The sequence below is a fragment of the [Clostridium] aerotolerans DSM 5434 genome (assembly GCF_000687555.1).
Classification (GTDB): domain Bacteria; phylum Bacillota; class Clostridia; order Lachnospirales; family Lachnospiraceae; genus Lacrimispora; species Lacrimispora aerotolerans.
In genome coordinates, this window is the sequence record NZ_JHWJ01000017.1 from 82,459 (window position 1) to 99,712 (window position 17,254).

The window sequence follows — 17,254 nt, forward strand, 5'->3', positions numbered from 1 at the left end:
TCCTTTCTAAGCGTTTCGTTCAATGACGGAATCATAAAAGGCATCAACCTGCTTTTTATAGTCATCAAAAAGATCCAGCCGGTCATTGGGGACGTCGTATTTTAAGGAAATGATCTTATCAAAAATAGGATCCTCCCTTAATACAGACATAGGCATTCCCATGGAGATCAGGGAACGTGATTTCTTATATAGATACAGGATTAAATCCATCATTAAAAACTGTTTTTCCATGGGGACACAGGTATCCTCCTTATGGAATGCGTTCTGCTGAAGGAAGCCAATACGGATGACCTTTGCTATTTCAAGAATCAGCTTTTGGTCATCGGGCAGCATATCTCCACCGATGAGCTTTACAATTTCCATCAGGCTGCTTTCCTGAGTCAGTATGAATACGAGACGGTTTCTGTAGTCCACAAATCGTTTATCCACGTAGTCCACGTACCATGGGGCTAAATCGGTCAAATATTCCGAATAGCTGCTGAGCCAGTGAATGGCAGGGAAATGGCGTTCGTTTGCAAGGTTCCGGTCAAGGCCCCAGAAGCAACGGACGAAACGCTTGGTGTTCTGGGTGACTGGCTCAGAGAAGTCACCGCCCTGAGGGGAAACCGCTCCGATGATGGTAACAGAACCCTCCGTGCCGTTTAAGTTCTGAATTATGCCAGCTCTTTCATAAAAGGCAGATAAGCGGGAAGCCAGGTAGGCTGGGAAGCCTTCCTCGGCTGGCATCTCCTCAAGACGTCCGGACAGCTCTCTGAGCGCCTCGGCCCAACGTGAGGTGGAATCCGCCATAATGGCAACGTGGTATCCCATATCCCTGTAGTATTCTGCCAGGGTAAGGCCGGAGTAAAGGCTGGCCTCTCTGGCGGCAACGGGCATATTGGAAGTATTGGCAATGAGCGTGGTACGGTCCATTAATGGATTGCCGGAACGGGGATCCACAAGCTCTGAGAATTCCTCCAGGACCTGAGTCATCTCGTTGCCGCGCTCGCCGCATCCGATATAGATGATGATATCCGCATCAGACCATTTGGCGATCTGGTGCTGGGTCATAGTCTTACCGGTTCCAAATCCACCAGGAATACAGGCGGTGCCTCCCTTTGCCAGAGGGAAGAGAGTATCAATGATTCTCTGTCCGGTAATCAGGGGCTTGGCCGCAGGATAACGCTTTAGGGTAGGCCTTGGAATCCGGATGGGCCATTTCTGAGTCATGGTAAGTTCCTTTACGGTCCCGTCTGCCAGCTTAAGGGTCAGAATTGGCTGGTCAATGGTGTAGGAACCATCTGGGACCACGCTTTCTACAAAGCCCTCCATATCCGGTGGAATCATGACCTTATGGGTAATGGCCGGAGTTTCCGGCACCTCTGCAATAATAGAGCCAGGGAAAAGATGATCTCCCCTCTTAACGGTGATATGGGTATCCCACAGCTTCTTCGTATCAAGGGAATCAACCTGAATACCCCGGTCAATATATGGGCCGCCTGTTTTGGCAATTTCCTTTAAGGGGCGTTCAATTCCGTCAAATATGTTATTTAAGATACCAGGGGCCAGGGTAACGGACACAGGAAGTCCTGTGGAAATAACGACTTCACCCGGTTTTAAGCCGCTGGTTTCTTCATATACCTGAATGGTGGTCCGCCGGTCCGTAAGGCCGATGATCTCGCCCACCAGATGGTCTTTTCCTACGAAAACCATTTCATTCATTTTAAACCCGGTATCACCCTTTAGATAGATGACAGGGCCGTTGATACCGGAGATTTTACCTGTACTAGTCATTGGCCTCACCTCCCATAATATCCTTTAAATCAAAGCGGAAGTCGCGCTTCGCTTCGGAAAGCTTGGTCTGGAACGAATTATCGATTAAAATATGTCTCGATGGGATGACGGCTCGGATACCGCCCATAAAAGAGTATTCACTCACTAAAAGCTCCGCACTTTGGGGAATGCTTAAATCCTTAAGCTTTTCCTCATCCTGAGGATCAATGTAGATTGTGATAAAGTCTTTATCAGCCAGCTCTAAAGCTTTTCGCGCCTGATTATTTAGTAGGGTTGTATATTCCGGGGTCTTCATATATTCTGTGAGCCGGTCTAAAAGTTCCTGAAACAGCTTTTCCTTTAGTTCATCCTGCTTCTTTCCGAATTCCCGTCTGATATTAATCTGTTCCAGTGACAGCTTTTTGTTGGTTTCCCGCTCGATCTGCTTTTTCTCCAATTCCACCTGCTGTTCGGCCCGCCGGATGGCGTTTTGCTGATGCTCTGTAAAGGCCTCTTCCAGAGCGGCAGTATATTCATCAAGCATCTTCGCACTTCGGGATCTGGCATCTTCCATACAAAACTCTAGAAAATGCTGTAGTTTTTCCTCAGTTGTCAAGATGACCACCTCTTTCTTATAGTTTTAATCCGATAGCTTGGTTTACATAATCTGTGATAAAGTTGGGCTTGCGGCCGGTACCGTGGCGGTCAGGAATTTCAATGATCAGAGGCAGCTTCCGGTTTAGTTTCACATCGTCAATGATGTCCGGAAACTCCCTGCCGAAATGTTCCGTCAGGAGTATGATCCCGATTTCCTTATCGGCCAGTACTTTATCCAGTTCATTTTTAAGCTCAGCTTTTTCATGTACGACAGCTCCTTCCACCCCTGCCAGCCTCATGCCGGCCCAGGTGTCTAAGTTGTCGCTGATTAAATACATTTTCATGATTAAAGCTTTCCAAGGATCATGAAGGAAATGATCAGACCGTAAAGACAAACACCTTCGGCAAGACCTACGAAGATGAGTGACTTACCTAAAATAGTACTGTCTTCGCTAATGGCACCAAGAGCAGCACTGGCTGCAGCGGATACGGCAATACCGCCGCCCACACAGGCAAGACCGGTAGAAAGAGCAGCAGCCAGATAACCCATGCCTGCAACACCGGCAGTGGCTTCAGTGGCAGCAGCGGCTGCGGAAGCTTCCGCCTGGCCCTGGAACATGAGAACACTGGAAACGATGAGAGTGCCAAAGAATAAGAGTACATTGACAGATAATGCTGTTTTATAACGTCCCTTTGTTTTTTCACCCATGGCAAATGCGAAGAGGGGAAGAGCAATGCTTAAAGTTAAAGCAATAGCTAAGGTAATTTTTACTAATATAGACATAATAGGTACCTCCTGATATGTTTTTTATATTTTTTTTCCGTATGGCTTGAATGCGCGGCCGGTTCCCCGGTAAAAGCGGCTGAATAATTCATAATATTCCAGACGCAGCACCTGGATACCAACAATCAGTCCCTCCATGCCGCAGACGAATAAATTGCCTAAGACCACAACGAGCCAGTTTACAGTTCCGGCTTCATGACCGGAGAGCATTAGTACCACTTCCATCATGGCCGCATGACTGATGGCAAAAGCCCCCACACGGACAAAGGATAGTGTATTGGAAAAATAGCTTAAAAGCACTTCAAAGAGTTCAAAAAAGCCCTGAACTACAAACATGCCCTTTTCCTTAGGCATAATCCTTGACTTTCGCTCCACCAGATGGGTAAGAGGTTCCTTAAAGAACATGATGACAAGGGGAAGACCGAACATAATGACCAGTAAAGCAGAAGCTGGTATGGGGTTCTCGGTCATATAAAGTACAATTGTGAGCACCAGTCCGGCATAAAATACAAATCCAGCCAGGCCATTGGTATCAAAAAAGGTTCGTTCCGGGTCTCTGGAACGGTAGCTGTTTATGATGTTTAGAATCATGGTAAGGAGTATAATTCCCATACCCAATGATACTGCAACGATAAATACGGTGTTCAGACGTCCGATAAATGGAAGATTCGTCATATGCTGCATGGGCCTTAACCACACTGGATGGATGATATCTTCAAATCCGAAAATACTTCCAAACAGGAACCCGAATATGGTGGAAAAGAATCCGCAGCAGGAGAGGATGGCTCCCAGGTTGACTTTTTTCATCCGGTAAAGAAGAAACCCTCCGATAAAAAGACAAAGCCCCTGTCCCACATCTCCAAACATGAACCCAAAGAGGAAGGAATAGGTGAGACCAATTAATATAGTAGGATCGATCTCATTATAGGCAGGAAGCCCATACATCCGGATAAACATCTCAAAAGGCTTAAACAGTCCGGGATTTAAAAGCTTTGTAGGAGGACGGCTGATGATATTTTCATGGTTCTCCTCAACAATGCAAAAGGTCTTTTCATCATCGGAAATGTCATTCTGAAAGGAATCGGCATCCCGGTGGCTCATCCAGCCGCAAAGAATATAGAAAGTATTCCTGCTCTGTCTCGTACAGGCCGCTAATTTTCTTACATTAAAGTTGGTAGAGAAGCTTTCCAGCCGGTCTCTGGCGGATAAAAGATCATCACGCTTTGATTCCAGAAAGGTTGAAAGCTGTTTTCTTAAATCATTAATCTCCAATTGGACTGCCTTCATGTTATCTTCCAGGGTTTTGGTCGCCTCAAAGGGGGTACCCTTATACTCGTCCGGAACGGTAATCAGTTCAAAGTGCATGGAAGCATAAATAGCATCAATCCTGTTTGAAATCGTATCCGGTACAAAATAGACCAACCATACATACTCATCATCTTCCCTGCATTTGTATAAAACCGTATCAATGGTATCGTACACATAGTCCTCAAACTTATGGTAATACTCGTGTGAAATGCGGCCAAAGCGGAATTTGATGTACTTAAAATGAAGGATGGAGCTTAAGTCGTAATTCAATGCGGTAAATGGAAGAATCCGTTGCAGTGATTCTTTTAAAGAATCCCGCTTGGCTAACAAGGTCTCTTCTCTGGCTTTTAATTCTTCTGTTTCGCTCCCGATCGCCTCAATGATATCAGCTGCCTGAGAAACGGTCATCTTTTTGTGGCCCGTCTGTTCTCCGTCTGGAGAAAGTAGCTGGGAAAGCTCTTCGGCTCGCTGACTGATATCCTTGTATGGATTGGTCTCAACAAAAGGCCTTAAGTCTTGCACCGTTTTAAGTTCTGACAAGGCATTTTCCAGATGGATCTCATATTTGGATAGGTAGGTGTCTACTACCCGGTCGATATCCTCCTTGGGCCCGGTGATACTTAAGAATTTCATCTTTTCTATCACAGAAAATGCAACCCCCTTTACTGGTTTTCCACATAGGAGATAATTTCATCCGGACTTAGTCGGTACCGGATGCTCTCTATGAGGGTAATAACTTTTTGAATCTCAGCCTCTTTAAAGTAGAGGTAAGAATTCAGTGTTGCAATGGAGTACGGATTTTGCTGGCTGGTGGAACGGTAGATCTTGTCAAGTACCTCCTTTGTAAGCTTTTCCAGGTCCGGCAAATCAAAAACCTCTATATCCGCTTTCCGGCCATAGTAGGTGGTTTTAAGCACCCCGTAGAATTCTTCTATGGAACCGGCCTCTGCCATTTTTGTAATCTGCTCCTTGTTTAGATGATAATTGGTGGGAATGAGAAGGGAATAAATGTCCGTAGATTGTAGATTGTAGTACTTTTTGGAGCGGTAAATCCACTGGATATTAAGCAGGTCCAGCTTGCTGCCAAAGCAGCGGGAGAGCAGTTCTCTTTCTTCCTTCTTTAAATGTTTCCCCATAACCTTCCAAATCGACTTAAAATACAAAAGATCCAGATGGACCTCATAATCAAATAAGGTAGGTTCTCTTGAATCTGACAATCCTGAGAGAAAATCATAATAAATAGAGCCTTCCAGGTTTGATAAGAAGTCAGAAAGACTTCTGGATGCGGACAGTTTTATTAAGTCCAGCTTGGAATGAAGCTTGAAAAAATCCTCAAAAACAGAAAGATCGATATCCACATGATTGTTTCCTATGGCGTTACGGAGACTTTTTTTCAGAATATCGATTTCAAAGTGCATGAAATAAAGATCAAGAAACTTTCTTTGGTTCAAGTTTGCAAATCGGTATAGCTTGGCAAAATCCTTGTAAAGGGAAAGGATCAGTTTTTGTTCAATGGCTCCCCGGTGCAGACTGGTACCTTCCAGGTCCGTAAAGAGACCATCGTAGGCTTTTAAGTGGCCTAAGTAATCCACAGCCTCAGCAACCGTCGACAGCCCGGCCATTTCGCGAAACTGATTCTCTGAGATCAGATGGCTTTCCATCGCCCTTACTTTGGTGGTAATGCCGCTGTAGGACAGTAGGTCCCCCATGTAATCACTCCTTTATCATAGTTTGAAATAAATCCTCCACATACTGGCTGTGCTGCTCTTCAAAATGGGTTTCCAGTGTGGCAAGAATTCGCTTTGAATCACTTAGCTGCTTTTCAAGCTGGCGGTTCATCTCGACTTCCAGCTGGTTACGCAGTGCTTCAATCTTTTTATTTGTTTTTTCTTCTAAATCAGAATCGAATGCTGCCGTGCGGTCCTCCATTTCCTTGGCAAATGCTTTTTTTCGCTCGTTAGCGTTATCCATAATGGAAGTTGCTGCCGATTCGATATCAGATATCTTCTCAATAACCTTATCCATACCGTAGCCTCCTTAGTTATGTTTTGTTGAATAACGTATTGTATATATAATGATACTATAATTTGAAAAAAATACCATACCAAATTAGCAAAAATAGACAATTTTATGAAAATTTAATCAATAAGGACAACTTATGCATTACATAATGCAATTATGCATCATTTATACAAAAACGAAGACAGGGAAAGTCTTTTTCGCTGTCTTCGTTTTCTCAAGTTTATTGACCGGCTTTCTTCGTAGTTTCTGAAGTCGCAGTTGTCTCTTCGGTGCCGGTATCCCCAGTTTCTTCTGATACCGTTAAAAATTCTGTAGCAATGTAAGCTTCTTTTCCTTCGAACGTGATGACAGTCCATTTGTCATCATATGTCTTTACAAATTCAACCTTAGTACCGGCTGCAAGGCTGCCAAGCTTTGTGCCGTCGGTAGAAGGGGTGGAGCGCACATTCAGCTTGCTTTTTGTGGTATAAGTCTTAGGCGCTTCTGTTGCTTCTTCCGTGGCTGCCTCTGTGGTTTCCGGACTGCTGGTCGCCTCTGTCTCGATTTGGGAAGACGTCTCAGCTTGGGTCGGGTTCTGCTTCCCGCCTTTACCAGGAACCAGTTTTACAAAGATTAAAACAATAACCAGAATCCCTAAAAATATCAATGCCGGCTTTAATAAGCCGCTGGTATCCGGCGTATTCCTTGAGGAACGGCGCCTGCTCCGTCCTTTTGGAGTACCTCTTTGAACTTGTCTTGTCGTGGCTGTCCGATTGGCAGCTTTTCTATCCCCACTTCCCTGAGGGTGTGGTCTTTGAGCTTGTCTCTGTCCCTGATGAGCATTGGCTCTCCCTGGGGTGCCTCTCCCTGCGCTGCTACTGCCGGAGTTGTTTCTTGCAGCACTGTTTCTTACGGCACTGCTTTTTCCAACACGGTCGCTGGATGCAATGGGAACTGGCTTAAGGGGAGCGGAGCGCTGTCTGTAGGCTGCATCCTCCGGACTTTTCCTTTGAAATGTATTAGAAAAGGCATGTACTTCCGCTGCCAGAAGCTTTAAGGCTTCTCCGGCATCATACGGACTGTCGCTGCCTTCGTGTACGGCTTTGTTGCCGATCATTCGTATTCTGTGATAATGGTCCTTGGAAGTTTGGGAAATCAGACGTCCTTCAAATAGCTGATCAATGCTGTCCGCTAAATCTCCTTCCACAATCAGGGCTTTTTCTCCTAAATAGTTTACCATATATTCCAGTGTCTGTCGGGCTTTGATCATGGACAGATTGAACTGCTGCTGATTCATGAGTATCTCTGTCTCCCTAAGACCCTGCTGGATTCTGATCCAGAAGTTGTTGTCGGTCGTTCCCATATATTTCCTCCTTTGCAAAAACGGATGTATTCCAATATATAGGTATTATACCTGATTTAAAAGGTTTTGGCACCTGTTATTTTTTTACGATTTTTTTTCTTTTATTAATTTTTTCCCGTATCTTGCACCTGTCCCTTCTAATATGATACAATCTACCTGCTATGCAAGACGGGATAGATAGAATACGATAGAACTATTTGGAGGAATTATAATATGAGGTTACGTCACATACCAGGCTCGGAAAAAGAGATCGCAGCCAGTCCATATGTGGTTCAGAACCCGGAGGAGAAAAAGGGCCGGTGGAACGAAGTCTTTGGAAATGAGAGGCCCATTGAAATAGAAGTAGGTATGGGGAAGGGCAGATTTATTATGGAACTTGCATCCCTTCATCCGGACATTAATTATGTAGGAATTGAACGTTACCCAAGCGTACTGTTGCGTGGACTTCAAAAAAGAGAAGGCTTAGAGCTTGATAATATTTACTTCATGTGTGTCGATGCGAAAAATCTCATGGACATCTATGAGCCGGGAGAAGTTCAGAAGATCTATCTGAATTTTTCAGACCCATGGCCAAAGGACAGGCATGCAAAGCGCAGGCTTACCTCCGGGGAGTTCATGGAAGTCTATGATAAGATCTTAACGCCAGACGGTGTGGTAGAATTTAAAACAGACAATAAAGGCCTGTTCGATTACTCTCTGGAAGCTATACCAGGGGATGTGTGGGAGATTAAGGAATTTACCTATGACCTTCATCACAGCGAAATGGGTGAGGGAAATGTAATGACAGAATATGAAGAGAAGTTTTCTTCAAAAGGAAATCCCATTTATAAGCTGGTCGCAGGAAGAAAATAAAAAAATAAGTAACCGGTGCCAGTTTTTATGAACAGGGCACCGGTTTTGCATATAATATAGAAAAAGAAGATTCAGGTGAATGGTCATGGGAATGAAAGACAAGGTTACAAATAAGCTTCTTCAGGCAACCAGCGACAAGACTGACTTAAATAAGAAGCTTCTTACTTTTAACAAATCATTCGTAGAAGTGAACAAAACACTAGGTGGGAATTCAGGGAAAAATAAGAAAAATAAATAAAATCTAAAAAAGAGTAAATAATTTGTAAAAAAGGTGTTGACTTTTGTTGAATACGGTTATATAATTACACTCGTGCTTGAGACGAGAGCACATGAAAAACGAAAGACAAGCGCCTTTAGCTCAGTTGGTAGAGCAGTAGACTCTTAATCTATTTGTCCGGGGTTCGAGCCCCCGAAGGCGCACTAAAAAAGTACTGGTTTTGCAGACAGAGAGCTGCGGGGTCGGTGCTTTTCCTTTGTGTAAAAATAATGGGTGAGAATCTATTTGTCCTTTTTGAAGGGCTTAATGTAAAAAAGTACTATACTGACGGAGGCAAGCGTCGGAATAGTACTTCTTTTTGATTCTGAAAATATTATTTTATATATTTACTTCAATATAAATATAATGAGAAGCCAAAACACGCAGATCGTACGTAGTTTTGTTTCGGATACTCTTGAATTTCTCTTTAGTAATTTCTTCCTGTTAATAATTTTACTTTTAAAATTGATTCATTTCGTTATTCTTTATTTCTTTAATTAGTTTTTCGTAAATAGCATTAATATTTTTAAATTTATTATTGTAAAAGTCTACTACTTCAAATATATTTAATCTGCCTCCAAGGAGATATTCTCTTTTTGAAAAATCCATAATCGTACTAGTAGCGTCAGAAATATATCTTCGAGACTGATATTCATGCAGGAAATTTTGGGGACGAGTTTTTCCTTTCCCAACTATAAATTCATCATCATGTTCCCTCATATTTCGAATATCATCAATAGTTGTCTTACCCCAATTATTATAAATATCATTTCTTATGGCATCAAAATGATTAAATTTTTTAAAGAAGTCGATCGATTTTGCTAATGCAATAATAAAAAAGTGCTCTTCCATGAAAATTCTAAACCTATTTCTTTCGGACTCCTGTCTAAATTTAGAAGCAAGAGATAACGAAAAATCATCTCCATACATGTCGTTAAAAATCATCATGTTGTTTTGGGCTGTTTCAATCGTCCTTTCTCCTTGAAAAATAACAGCTTGCGCCCACTCTAAGGCCTTGTTTGCAAAATAATACTCCTCCATAATATTCCTCCATTGTATATTTATATAACTAACACGGCATTTTCCTCTTCTCATCTAGATAGACTTGTATTTGAAGAAATAAGTTTAAGATTTTACAACGCTTCCTTTATTAATAAACACAGATATTATCTACATATTTACTCCCATTTGTTTTTCTTGTATTCACGTAAACTTCTCCATATTGCTATTACATTAAGCTAATGCTACCCTATTTAAATAAATGAATAATTCTATTTTAATTATACTACAAGTGCAAAATCTTACAATAATTTTTAGAAATATCCAAACCAGGTCCTCGGCCGGGATGCTCTGGCAATTATGTAAGATTGATTCAGATACTTCTATTTTATCTGTCGGAAAAAACATCCTCCAGCTTATATACATCTGCTTCCATCACGCGATACTAGTTCGCCATTTTTACATAATCCCTAGTAATAGTCATATCACGAAGAAATTTCTGGTTTCCACCACCGACAAGATAGAAGACAGCAAATGTATGTCTTAATAAGTGCGGATGCAGCCTTTCAACACCAGCCTATTTTCTTATTCTGAAAAAGAGTTGTTCCAATACATTATAGTTAATAACTTCTGATCCGTTTATTTTAAGAATCAGTGCATCCATAGGTCTAACATTACGAGAATCTATATAACTGCGAATGTATATTCGTAGGTGGTACTTCGCAGCAGCTTGCGGTCTATTATGATCCTATGATGATCCGGACAGCGGTTAATTTTGTACCGCATCAGGGGCCAGGCCATCTAGAGGGATGCTTTCAATTGGTTTTTATATTCCTGCTATAAAAAGTCAAAGAAAAAACTTAAGTTCTGTTCACAATATTTACATGTATTAGTACTGTATTCCATTAGTTTTTAAAGTATAACCGGATACGATCTGGCTAATTTGATTCTTGCATCTTGTGTTTTAAACTACCAGTTTATTTTTATATATTTTCTAGTCCGTTTTATGGTCTGAATAGGAACCTGTTTTTTGAAGCTGTCCAAACCTGAAAGTGGTTTACACAAAGCCTGGCGGCTCATAATCCCAATCTCAATTTCAGCCATATCCAACCAGTTTCCATGCTTTGAAGTGTAATGCCATTCGAAGAGTTCTGCCAGCCTGCACGTTTCTTCTGGCTGAAATGCCTAATACAGGGAGGCTGGTGAATGGTTATTGAGATTATCAGTGACAAGTATTATCTTTTCTGTTCTCGGATACAGTGCTAGAATTGTTAGTGTATTTTTGAATGCTTCCTCAAAAAATGAAAGACCTAGAATTAGGACGTCTGGAAGATAAGGCTGAACAATATTCTATGTGAAAATCATCAGATTCAAAGATTGGATAAAAAACAGATGCAATGTATCACATATAACTTCCTGATCGGAACAGCTACGGGCAACCAGGGAAACAAATTATGAAACAAAAGGGGGGAGCTCTCATAAACAGAGTTTACCTCTTCTAAAAAATGTAGACGAAACGCGAAAAAGGAAATATAATGTAATAGTTGTCCCCCCTATACCTAGCAACAGAGAGGGGGTGTAACATGCATTATATATTAAGTTTTTTAGTTTCGATTATGGCGGCTGTAGTTAGCTACTACATACGTAAATGGTTAGATCGAAACGGTAAGGACAACTAACCTAAATGAAACCCTAGGAATTCGCACTTCCTAGGGTTTCGCTTTGTGTAACATGCAATATTAAGTTTTTTAGCTATCTTTATAGTACACCAAAAAAATAAAGATGTCAACTGTGCCACCACCTCGATTTTCGCACTGATTAACGGCTGCGGCTCTCGAAACGAGTACAAAACATCAACAATCCTCTTAATCGTTTGTCCGGAATTCGAGACCCCGTAGGCGCACTAAAAAGTACTGGTTTTGCAGACAGAGTGCTGCGTGATCGGTGTTTTCATTTTTTAAAAAATAAATTATTGATTCGATAATTTCAAAGTCATTACAGCTCTGGTTTTGGGTTTTTTAGATGAGCAATGTCGCTGGGGAAGAAATCAATATTTTCATAATGCAGGATATGATATGCCTGCAATAGAGAAACTGGCGATGGGGAAAGTGTTCTATGACTCCATGCCGGTTTTTTATTGCTTTAATGCGATTTAGGAACCTCTTCTTACTATAATAATGGGACTTGGTTCATGCTATCGAATAAAATGGGAGATAACAAGCATAATAGCCTTAAGAAGATGTAATTCTCATGTGGTTATCTTGTCTTAAGAAAGAGCCATAGGGAGCATGAAAAACCAACAAGTGAAATACTCCCATAAAAGCATATCGAATTAAGAATTATTAAGCTGTGCTCCCGTCATTTTTTATTTCCAGTAAAATATTTATAAACAGTAAGGCTAATTTAAGCTTATGTTAATTTAAAAGGCTTATTTATATGTTCCATTTAATAAGAAGAAAGGGTGTTAAAACTAATATATTCCCTTAGGGAGCATTTGTAGGATTTGTTATGGGGATGGAAAATACCGTGATTCATCGTATCTTTTTTTTCCATCAAATAAGTCTCTGGGATACCTTGCTTCGTAAGTAATGACGGTTAAATTTTATGTTATAAAAAAAACATAGTCATTTTTCATAAAATATAAAACAAAAAATTGTGATAAATCCTAGAAAATTGAATCTTAAAATCCCGACTTTACTTTTTTATTACATTTTAATTAAAAATATTGATAATAAAACCTGGATTATAACTGTTTAAGTTGTTTTAAATGTTCAAACAATAACCCGCATTAACAAGATGTTACGAAATACCCAAAAAGTTGACAATTTTCGCGGTTGAAAGTATGATACACCATATACCTCCAGGGAATTGTATGTCCAAAAATACAATTTTAAAAAGAGGATAAACAATATAAAAAAGAGAAAGGCTGTCTCTAAGAAAGGAAGTGAGCATTACGGAGGATTTAGCAGAGAAGTTAATGGAAGAACTTAACTGCGAAACGGTATTTACCATCCCGGTATTCGGAGGAATTGGTATCTCGGAATCTGTTGTGGTAACGTGGGTTATCATGGCGGCCCTGACGCTGCTTTCCATTATATTTGTCAGGAACTTAAAGGTTGAGAACCCTGGAAGGAAGCAGCAGGTACTGGAGTTGGCGGTCGGTGGTCTTTATGGTTTTTTTGATGACCTGATTGGTGAAGAAGGAAGACGTTATATTCCCTACCTTGTGTCTGTGGCAATTTACATCGGTGTTGCGAATCTCATTGGTTTGCTAGGGCTTAAACCGCCTACCAAGGATTTAAATGCCACCGCAGCGCTTGCTATTATAAGCATTCTGCTGATTGAATATGCAAGCTTTCACAAGAAAGGCCTTAAAGGCTTTATTAAAGGCTTTGCGGAGCCGGTCGCGATTATCGCGCCGATCAATATCCTGGAACTGTTTATCAAACCGCTTTCCTTGTGTATGCGATTGTTTGGTAATGTTTTAGGAGCGTTCGTTGTTATGGAGCTTATAAAGCTGATCGTTCCGGCGATCATTCCAATTCCGTTTTCAATGTATTTTGACATTTTTGACGGATTGATCCAGGCGTATGTATTTGTATTTTTGACGGCTCTTTTCATCAAGGAGTCAGTGGAGTAAAACTAGTTTAAATTAAAAGGAGAGATTATTATGTTTACAGCTATTGGAGCAGGACTCGCAGTATTAACAGGTTTAGGTGCAGGTATTGGTATCGGTTTAGCAACCGCTAAGTCCGTAGATGCTATTGCTAGACAGCCAGAAGCAGACGGCAAGATCAGCAAGGCTCTCTTATTAGGTTGTGCTCTTGCAGAGGCAACTGCTATTTACGGTTTCGTTATTGCCCTTCTTATCATCTTATTCCTCAAATAATGCCTGAAATCAGGATTCGATTGGAAAATATAAATAGAAAGGCAGGCGGTAGAGATGCTTAGACTGGATATGAACGTTGTGTTTAATATGTTGAATCTTATTGTCCTGTATCTTTTGCTAAGGCATTTCCTGATTAAGCCGGTTATGGAAGTAATGAATAAGCGGCAGGCGATGATTGAGAACAGCATTTCAAATGCCAAAAATTCTGAGGGCCAGGCAGCAGAGATGAAAAAGCAGTATGAAGATAAGCTGGCTGAATCCTCAAAAGAAGGATTAAAGATTATCGAAGAAGCAAAAAATCAGGCCAAGGTTCAATATGACCGTATTTTAGAGAATGCGGAAGAAGAGGCTGGCCGGGTGATTGGAGAAGCACAGAGAAAAGCGGAAGCCGATCAGGAAAAAGCGCTTAACGAAGCCAAGGCTCAGATTGCCGGCTTAGTAATCGCAGCGGCGGCAAAGGTAGTCAATCAGGAAGCGAGTGCCATGGCAAACAAGGCGCTTTATGATTCATTTATAGCAGAAGCAGGTGATTCTCATGATGCAGGCAGCAATTAATTACGGACGGGTTCTTTTTGAACTTTCCATTTCCCAGACGGCCATAGAGGAGACGGCTCTGGCGCTAAAGACAGTGCCGGAGCTTAAGCGTGCCTTAAGCAGCCCTGTGATTCCAAAGGGCAGCAAGCATAAGGTGATTGAGCGCGTGTTTCCAAAAGAGATGATAACCTTTTTAAAGGTGATCGTGGACCGGAGAGATATGGACCTTGCAGATGATATCTTCGAGGCGTATCGTACACGGGTAGCGGAGGAAGAGGGAGTTTTAGAGGCTTCCCTTTACTATGTTACGGAACCGGAAGAAGCACAGCTTCAGGAAATTAAGGCGATGCTTTGCAAAAAGTACGAGAAGAAGGACATAAGACTCCGCTTGATCGAAGACCCCGGTTTAATCGGTGGATTCATCATCCGTGTAGGAGATGTGGAGACTGACTGGAGCTTAAAGGGACGTCTGAGACAATTAGAACAAAAAATAATGCGGAGGTGAAAAACGTGGCTTCCATCAATTCAGATGAAATTATTTCAATATTGAGAAGTGAAATTGCAGATTATGACGCTCATGCCAGGGACCAGGAAGTGGGAACTGTAATAAGCGTTGGAGACGGCATTGCAACGGTATATGGTATTGACCATGCGATGTACGGAGAAATCGTTGTATTTGATAATGGAATTAAAGGAATGGTTCAGGATATCAGAAGAGAAGATATCGGATGCATCCTCTTTGGTTCTGACCGAGAAGTAAAAGAAGGTTCTAAAGTAACAAGAACCAAAAAACGTGCAGGTATTCCGGTAGGTGATAAGTTCGTAGGAAGAGTTGTAAACTCTCTTGGAGCTCCTATCGATGGAAAGGGTGAAATCGTTTCTGACGATTACCGTCCCATTGAAAATGAAGCACCTGGCATCGTTGACCGTAAGAGCGTATCCGTTCCTATGGAAACAGGTATTCTTGCCATTGACTCCATGTTCCCTATCGGACGTGGACAGCGTGAGCTTATCATCGGCGACCGCCAGACTGGTAAGACCTCCATCGCTATTGATGCGATCTTAAACCAGAAGGGGAAAGATGTGATCTGTGTTTATGTTGCAATCGGCCAGAAGGCTTCTACCGTTGCAAAGCTTGTTAACACTTTATCACATTACGGCGCTCTGGAATATACCATCGTGGTAAATTCTTCCGCAAGCGAACCAGCACCCCTTCAGTACATTGCACCTTATTCCGGAACAGCTCTTGCAGAGTATTTCATGCATAAGGGAAAAGATGTTCTGATCGTTTACGATGATTTATCCAAGCACGCAGTGGCTTACCGTTCCCTGTCACTGCTTTTAGAGCGTTCTCCCGGACGTGAGGCATATCCTGGTGACGTTTTCTATCTTCATTCCAGACTGCTGGAGCGTTCCAGCCGCTTAAAGGAAGAACTTGGAGGAGGTTCCATTACCGCTCTTCCAATCATTGAAACTCAGGCAGGAGACGTATCTGCCTACATTCCAACCAATGTTATCTCCATTACTGACGGACAGATATTCCTGGAGAGTGATCTTTTCTTCTCCGGTATGAGACCGGCTGTTAACGTTGGTCTTTCCGTATCCCGAGTTGGTGGTGCGGCTCAGACTAAGGCTATGAAAAAGGCAGCAGGAAGCATTCGTATCGATCTGGCTCAGTGTCGTGAGATGGAAGTATTTACCCAGTTCAGTTCTGATCTGGATGCAGCGACAAAGGAGCAGATCCAATACGGAAGAGGACTGACAGAGCTGTTAAAGCAGCCTTTATGTCATCCTTTAAGCCTTCATGCTCAGGTTATCAGCCTGCTTGTTGCTAACAATCGTCTTCTTATTGATGTTGAAGTTTCAAAGATCAAGGCATTCCAGAGAGATATGCTTGATTACTTTGAAAATGCACATCCGGAGATTGTCAAGGAGATTGAAGAGACGAAGGCCATCTCTGATGAGCTTAAGCAGAAGATCCTTGATACAGCGGTTGAATTTAAACAGAAACGGGTGTAAGATATGGCAAATGCGAGAGAGATACAAAGCAGGATAAACAGTATTAAAAGCACCATGAAAATTACCAATGCGATGTATACCATTTCCTCGTCAAAGCTTAAAAGGGCAAGGAAAGCCCTGACTGATACGGAGCCTTATTTTTATGCACTGCAGAGCACCATCGCCAGAATTATCAGACATACACCGGATGTTAATGATCCGTATCTGGATACCCGGCCGGAGATCAAGAAAGAAGACCGTAAGATCGGATATATCGTGGTTACGGCTGATAAGGGACTTGCGGGTGCTTATAATCATAATGTATTTAAACTGGCCCAGGAGCAGATTGACAAGGGTGGTAATCCCATGCTGTTCGTCGTAGGTGAATTGGGGCATCAGTATTTTATTAAAAAAGGAATACCGGTGGAGCAGGATTTCCGGTATACCGTGCAGAAGCCTAACATGAGCCGGGCCAGAATCATTGAAGAAAAGATCGTGGATTATTTCCTGTCTGGAAAACTTGATGAGGTGTATATGATCTACACCAGAATGGCCAATGCGATGAAGATGGAGGCAGAGGTGCAGCAGCTTCTTCCCATACCGAAACAGCAGATCACCCGGAATGTACCGCTTAATGTACATTTGGAGGAGGTCACCATGTACCCGTCACCTCAGGCAGTAATTGATGCCATTGTGCCCAATTATATCGCAGGTTTTATTTACGGCGGTTTGGTGGAATCCTATTCCAGTGAACAGAATTCCAGAATGATGGCAATGCAGGCTGCAACAAACAGTGCTCAGGATATGTTAAGCGAGCTGGCGATTACTTATAACCGTGTCCGTCAGGCAGCTATCACTCAGGAGATCACTGAGGTAATCAGCGGGGCAAAAGCCCAGAAGAAGAAAGCGAAGAAAGCGTAG

Annotated in this window: 17 protein-coding genes, 1 tRNA gene and 1 pseudogene; 9 read left to right on the top strand and 10 right to left on the bottom strand. The window is 42.1% G+C overall.

All coding sequences use genetic code 11. The features are described from left to right. Nucleotides 1–6 precede the first annotated feature (6 nt). The 8 genes from T546_RS0119410 to T546_RS0119445 form a co-directional block, all read right to left on the bottom strand. Nucleotides 7–1,773, bottom strand: coding sequence for a V-type ATP synthase subunit A (locus T546_RS0119410; protein WP_026893059.1), 1,767 nt, complete (start codon nucleotides 1,771–1,773; stop codon nucleotides 7–9). After that, nucleotides 1,766–2,368, bottom strand: a complete 603-nt coding sequence (locus T546_RS0119415) for a V-type ATP synthase subunit E (RefSeq protein ID WP_026893060.1) — start codon at nucleotides 2,366–2,368, stop codon at nucleotides 1,766–1,768. The genes T546_RS0119410 and T546_RS0119415 overlap by 8 nt, the downstream gene beginning before the upstream one ends. 16 nt (nucleotides 2,369–2,384) lie before the next feature. After that, nucleotides 2,385–2,693 (bottom strand): V-type ATP synthase subunit F, encoded by a 309-nt coding sequence (locus T546_RS0119420; protein WP_026893061.1) that lies wholly within the window; start codon nucleotides 2,691–2,693, stop codon nucleotides 2,385–2,387. 2 nt (nucleotides 2,694–2,695) lie between these two features. Further along, complete coding sequence (locus T546_RS0119425; RefSeq protein WP_026893062.1) at nucleotides 2,696–3,133, bottom strand: ATP synthase subunit C; 438 nt, start codon at nucleotides 3,131–3,133, stop codon at nucleotides 2,696–2,698. A gap of 24 nt (nucleotides 3,134–3,157) precedes the next feature. Further along, nucleotides 3,158–5,086, bottom strand: a complete 1,929-nt coding sequence (locus T546_RS0119430; RefSeq protein ID WP_026893063.1) for a V-type ATP synthase subunit I — start codon at nucleotides 5,084–5,086, stop codon at nucleotides 3,158–3,160. 17 nt (nucleotides 5,087–5,103) lie between these two features. Next, a complete protein-coding gene (locus T546_RS0119435) occupies nucleotides 5,104–6,150 on the bottom strand; it encodes a V0D/AC39 family V-type ATPase subunit (RefSeq protein ID WP_026893064.1) in 1,047 nt (348 codons plus the stop codon). Nucleotides 6,151–6,154: 4 nt separating this feature from the next. After that, nucleotides 6,155–6,466: a hypothetical protein gene (locus T546_RS0119440; RefSeq protein ID WP_026893065.1), complete on the bottom strand. Its 312-nt coding sequence runs from the start codon at nucleotides 6,464–6,466 to the stop codon at nucleotides 6,155–6,157. Between the two features lie 217 nt (nucleotides 6,467–6,683). Further along, nucleotides 6,684–7,805: an SH3 domain-containing protein gene (locus T546_RS0119445; RefSeq protein ID WP_026893066.1), complete on the bottom strand. Its 1,122-nt coding sequence runs from the start codon at nucleotides 7,803–7,805 to the stop codon at nucleotides 6,684–6,686. Nucleotides 7,806–8,018: 213 nt separating this feature from the next. On the opposite strand from T546_RS0119445, the gene trmB reads away from it, so the two are divergent. From trmB to T546_RS0119460, 3 genes are all read left to right on the top strand, one after another. Next, nucleotides 8,019–8,657, top strand: coding sequence for a tRNA (guanosine(46)-N7)-methyltransferase TrmB (gene trmB, locus T546_RS0119450; protein WP_026893067.1), 639 nt, complete (start codon nucleotides 8,019–8,021; stop codon nucleotides 8,655–8,657). Between the two features lie 85 nt (nucleotides 8,658–8,742). Beyond that, a complete protein-coding gene (locus tag T546_RS25605) occupies nucleotides 8,743–8,895 on the top strand; it encodes a hypothetical protein (RefSeq protein ID WP_166429841.1) in 153 nt (50 codons plus the stop codon). Between the two features lie 109 nt (nucleotides 8,896–9,004). Beyond that, nucleotides 9,005–9,077: transfer RNA gene (locus tag T546_RS0119460), tRNA-Lys, on the top strand. A gap of 295 nt (nucleotides 9,078–9,372) precedes the next feature. On the opposite strand, the gene T546_RS0119465 is transcribed toward T546_RS0119460, so the two are convergent. Together T546_RS0119465 and T546_RS26495 are read right to left on the bottom strand one after the other, a co-directional pair. After that, nucleotides 9,373–9,954 (bottom strand): hypothetical protein, encoded by a 582-nt coding sequence (locus T546_RS0119465; RefSeq protein WP_026893068.1) that lies wholly within the window; start codon nucleotides 9,952–9,954, stop codon nucleotides 9,373–9,375. Nucleotides 9,955–10,973: 1,019 nt separating this feature from the next. After that, nucleotides 10,974–11,145: pseudogene (locus T546_RS26495) on the bottom strand (IS630 family transposase); the annotation flags it as partial. 1,744 nt (nucleotides 11,146–12,889) lie between these two features. Between T546_RS26495 and T546_RS0119470 the strand changes: the two are divergent. The 6 genes from T546_RS0119470 to atpG all read left to right on the top strand — a co-directional run bounded on the left by T546_RS0119470 (nucleotide 12,890) and on the right by atpG (nucleotide 17,254). Next, a complete protein-coding gene (locus T546_RS0119470) occupies nucleotides 12,890–13,552 on the top strand; it encodes a F0F1 ATP synthase subunit A (RefSeq protein WP_026893069.1) in 663 nt (220 codons plus the stop codon). A gap of 30 nt (nucleotides 13,553–13,582) precedes the next feature. Continuing rightward, on the top strand, nucleotides 13,583–13,801 hold the full coding sequence (atpE, locus tag T546_RS0119475; protein WP_026893070.1) for an ATP synthase F0 subunit C: 219 nt from the start codon (nucleotides 13,583–13,585) through the stop codon (nucleotides 13,799–13,801). Between the two features lie 87 nt (nucleotides 13,802–13,888). Continuing rightward, nucleotides 13,889–14,356, top strand: a complete 468-nt coding sequence (gene atpF / locus T546_RS0119480) for a F0F1 ATP synthase subunit B (protein ID WP_242842263.1) — start codon at nucleotides 13,889–13,891, stop codon at nucleotides 14,354–14,356. After that, nucleotides 14,337–14,840 carry an ATP synthase F1 subunit delta gene (gene atpH, locus T546_RS0119485; RefSeq protein ID WP_026893072.1) on the top strand — a complete coding sequence of 168 codons (504 nt, stop codon included), beginning with the start codon at nucleotides 14,337–14,339 and terminating at the stop codon, nucleotides 14,838–14,840. Before atpF ends, atpH begins: the two co-directional genes overlap by 20 nt. A gap of 5 nt (nucleotides 14,841–14,845) precedes the next feature. Then, nucleotides 14,846–16,354, top strand: a complete 1,509-nt coding sequence (atpA, locus tag T546_RS0119490) for a F0F1 ATP synthase subunit alpha (RefSeq protein ID WP_026893073.1) — start codon at nucleotides 14,846–14,848, stop codon at nucleotides 16,352–16,354. A gap of 3 nt (nucleotides 16,355–16,357) precedes the next feature. Then, complete coding sequence (atpG, locus tag T546_RS0119495; RefSeq protein ID WP_026893074.1) at nucleotides 16,358–17,254, top strand: ATP synthase F1 subunit gamma; 897 nt, start codon at nucleotides 16,358–16,360, stop codon at nucleotides 17,252–17,254.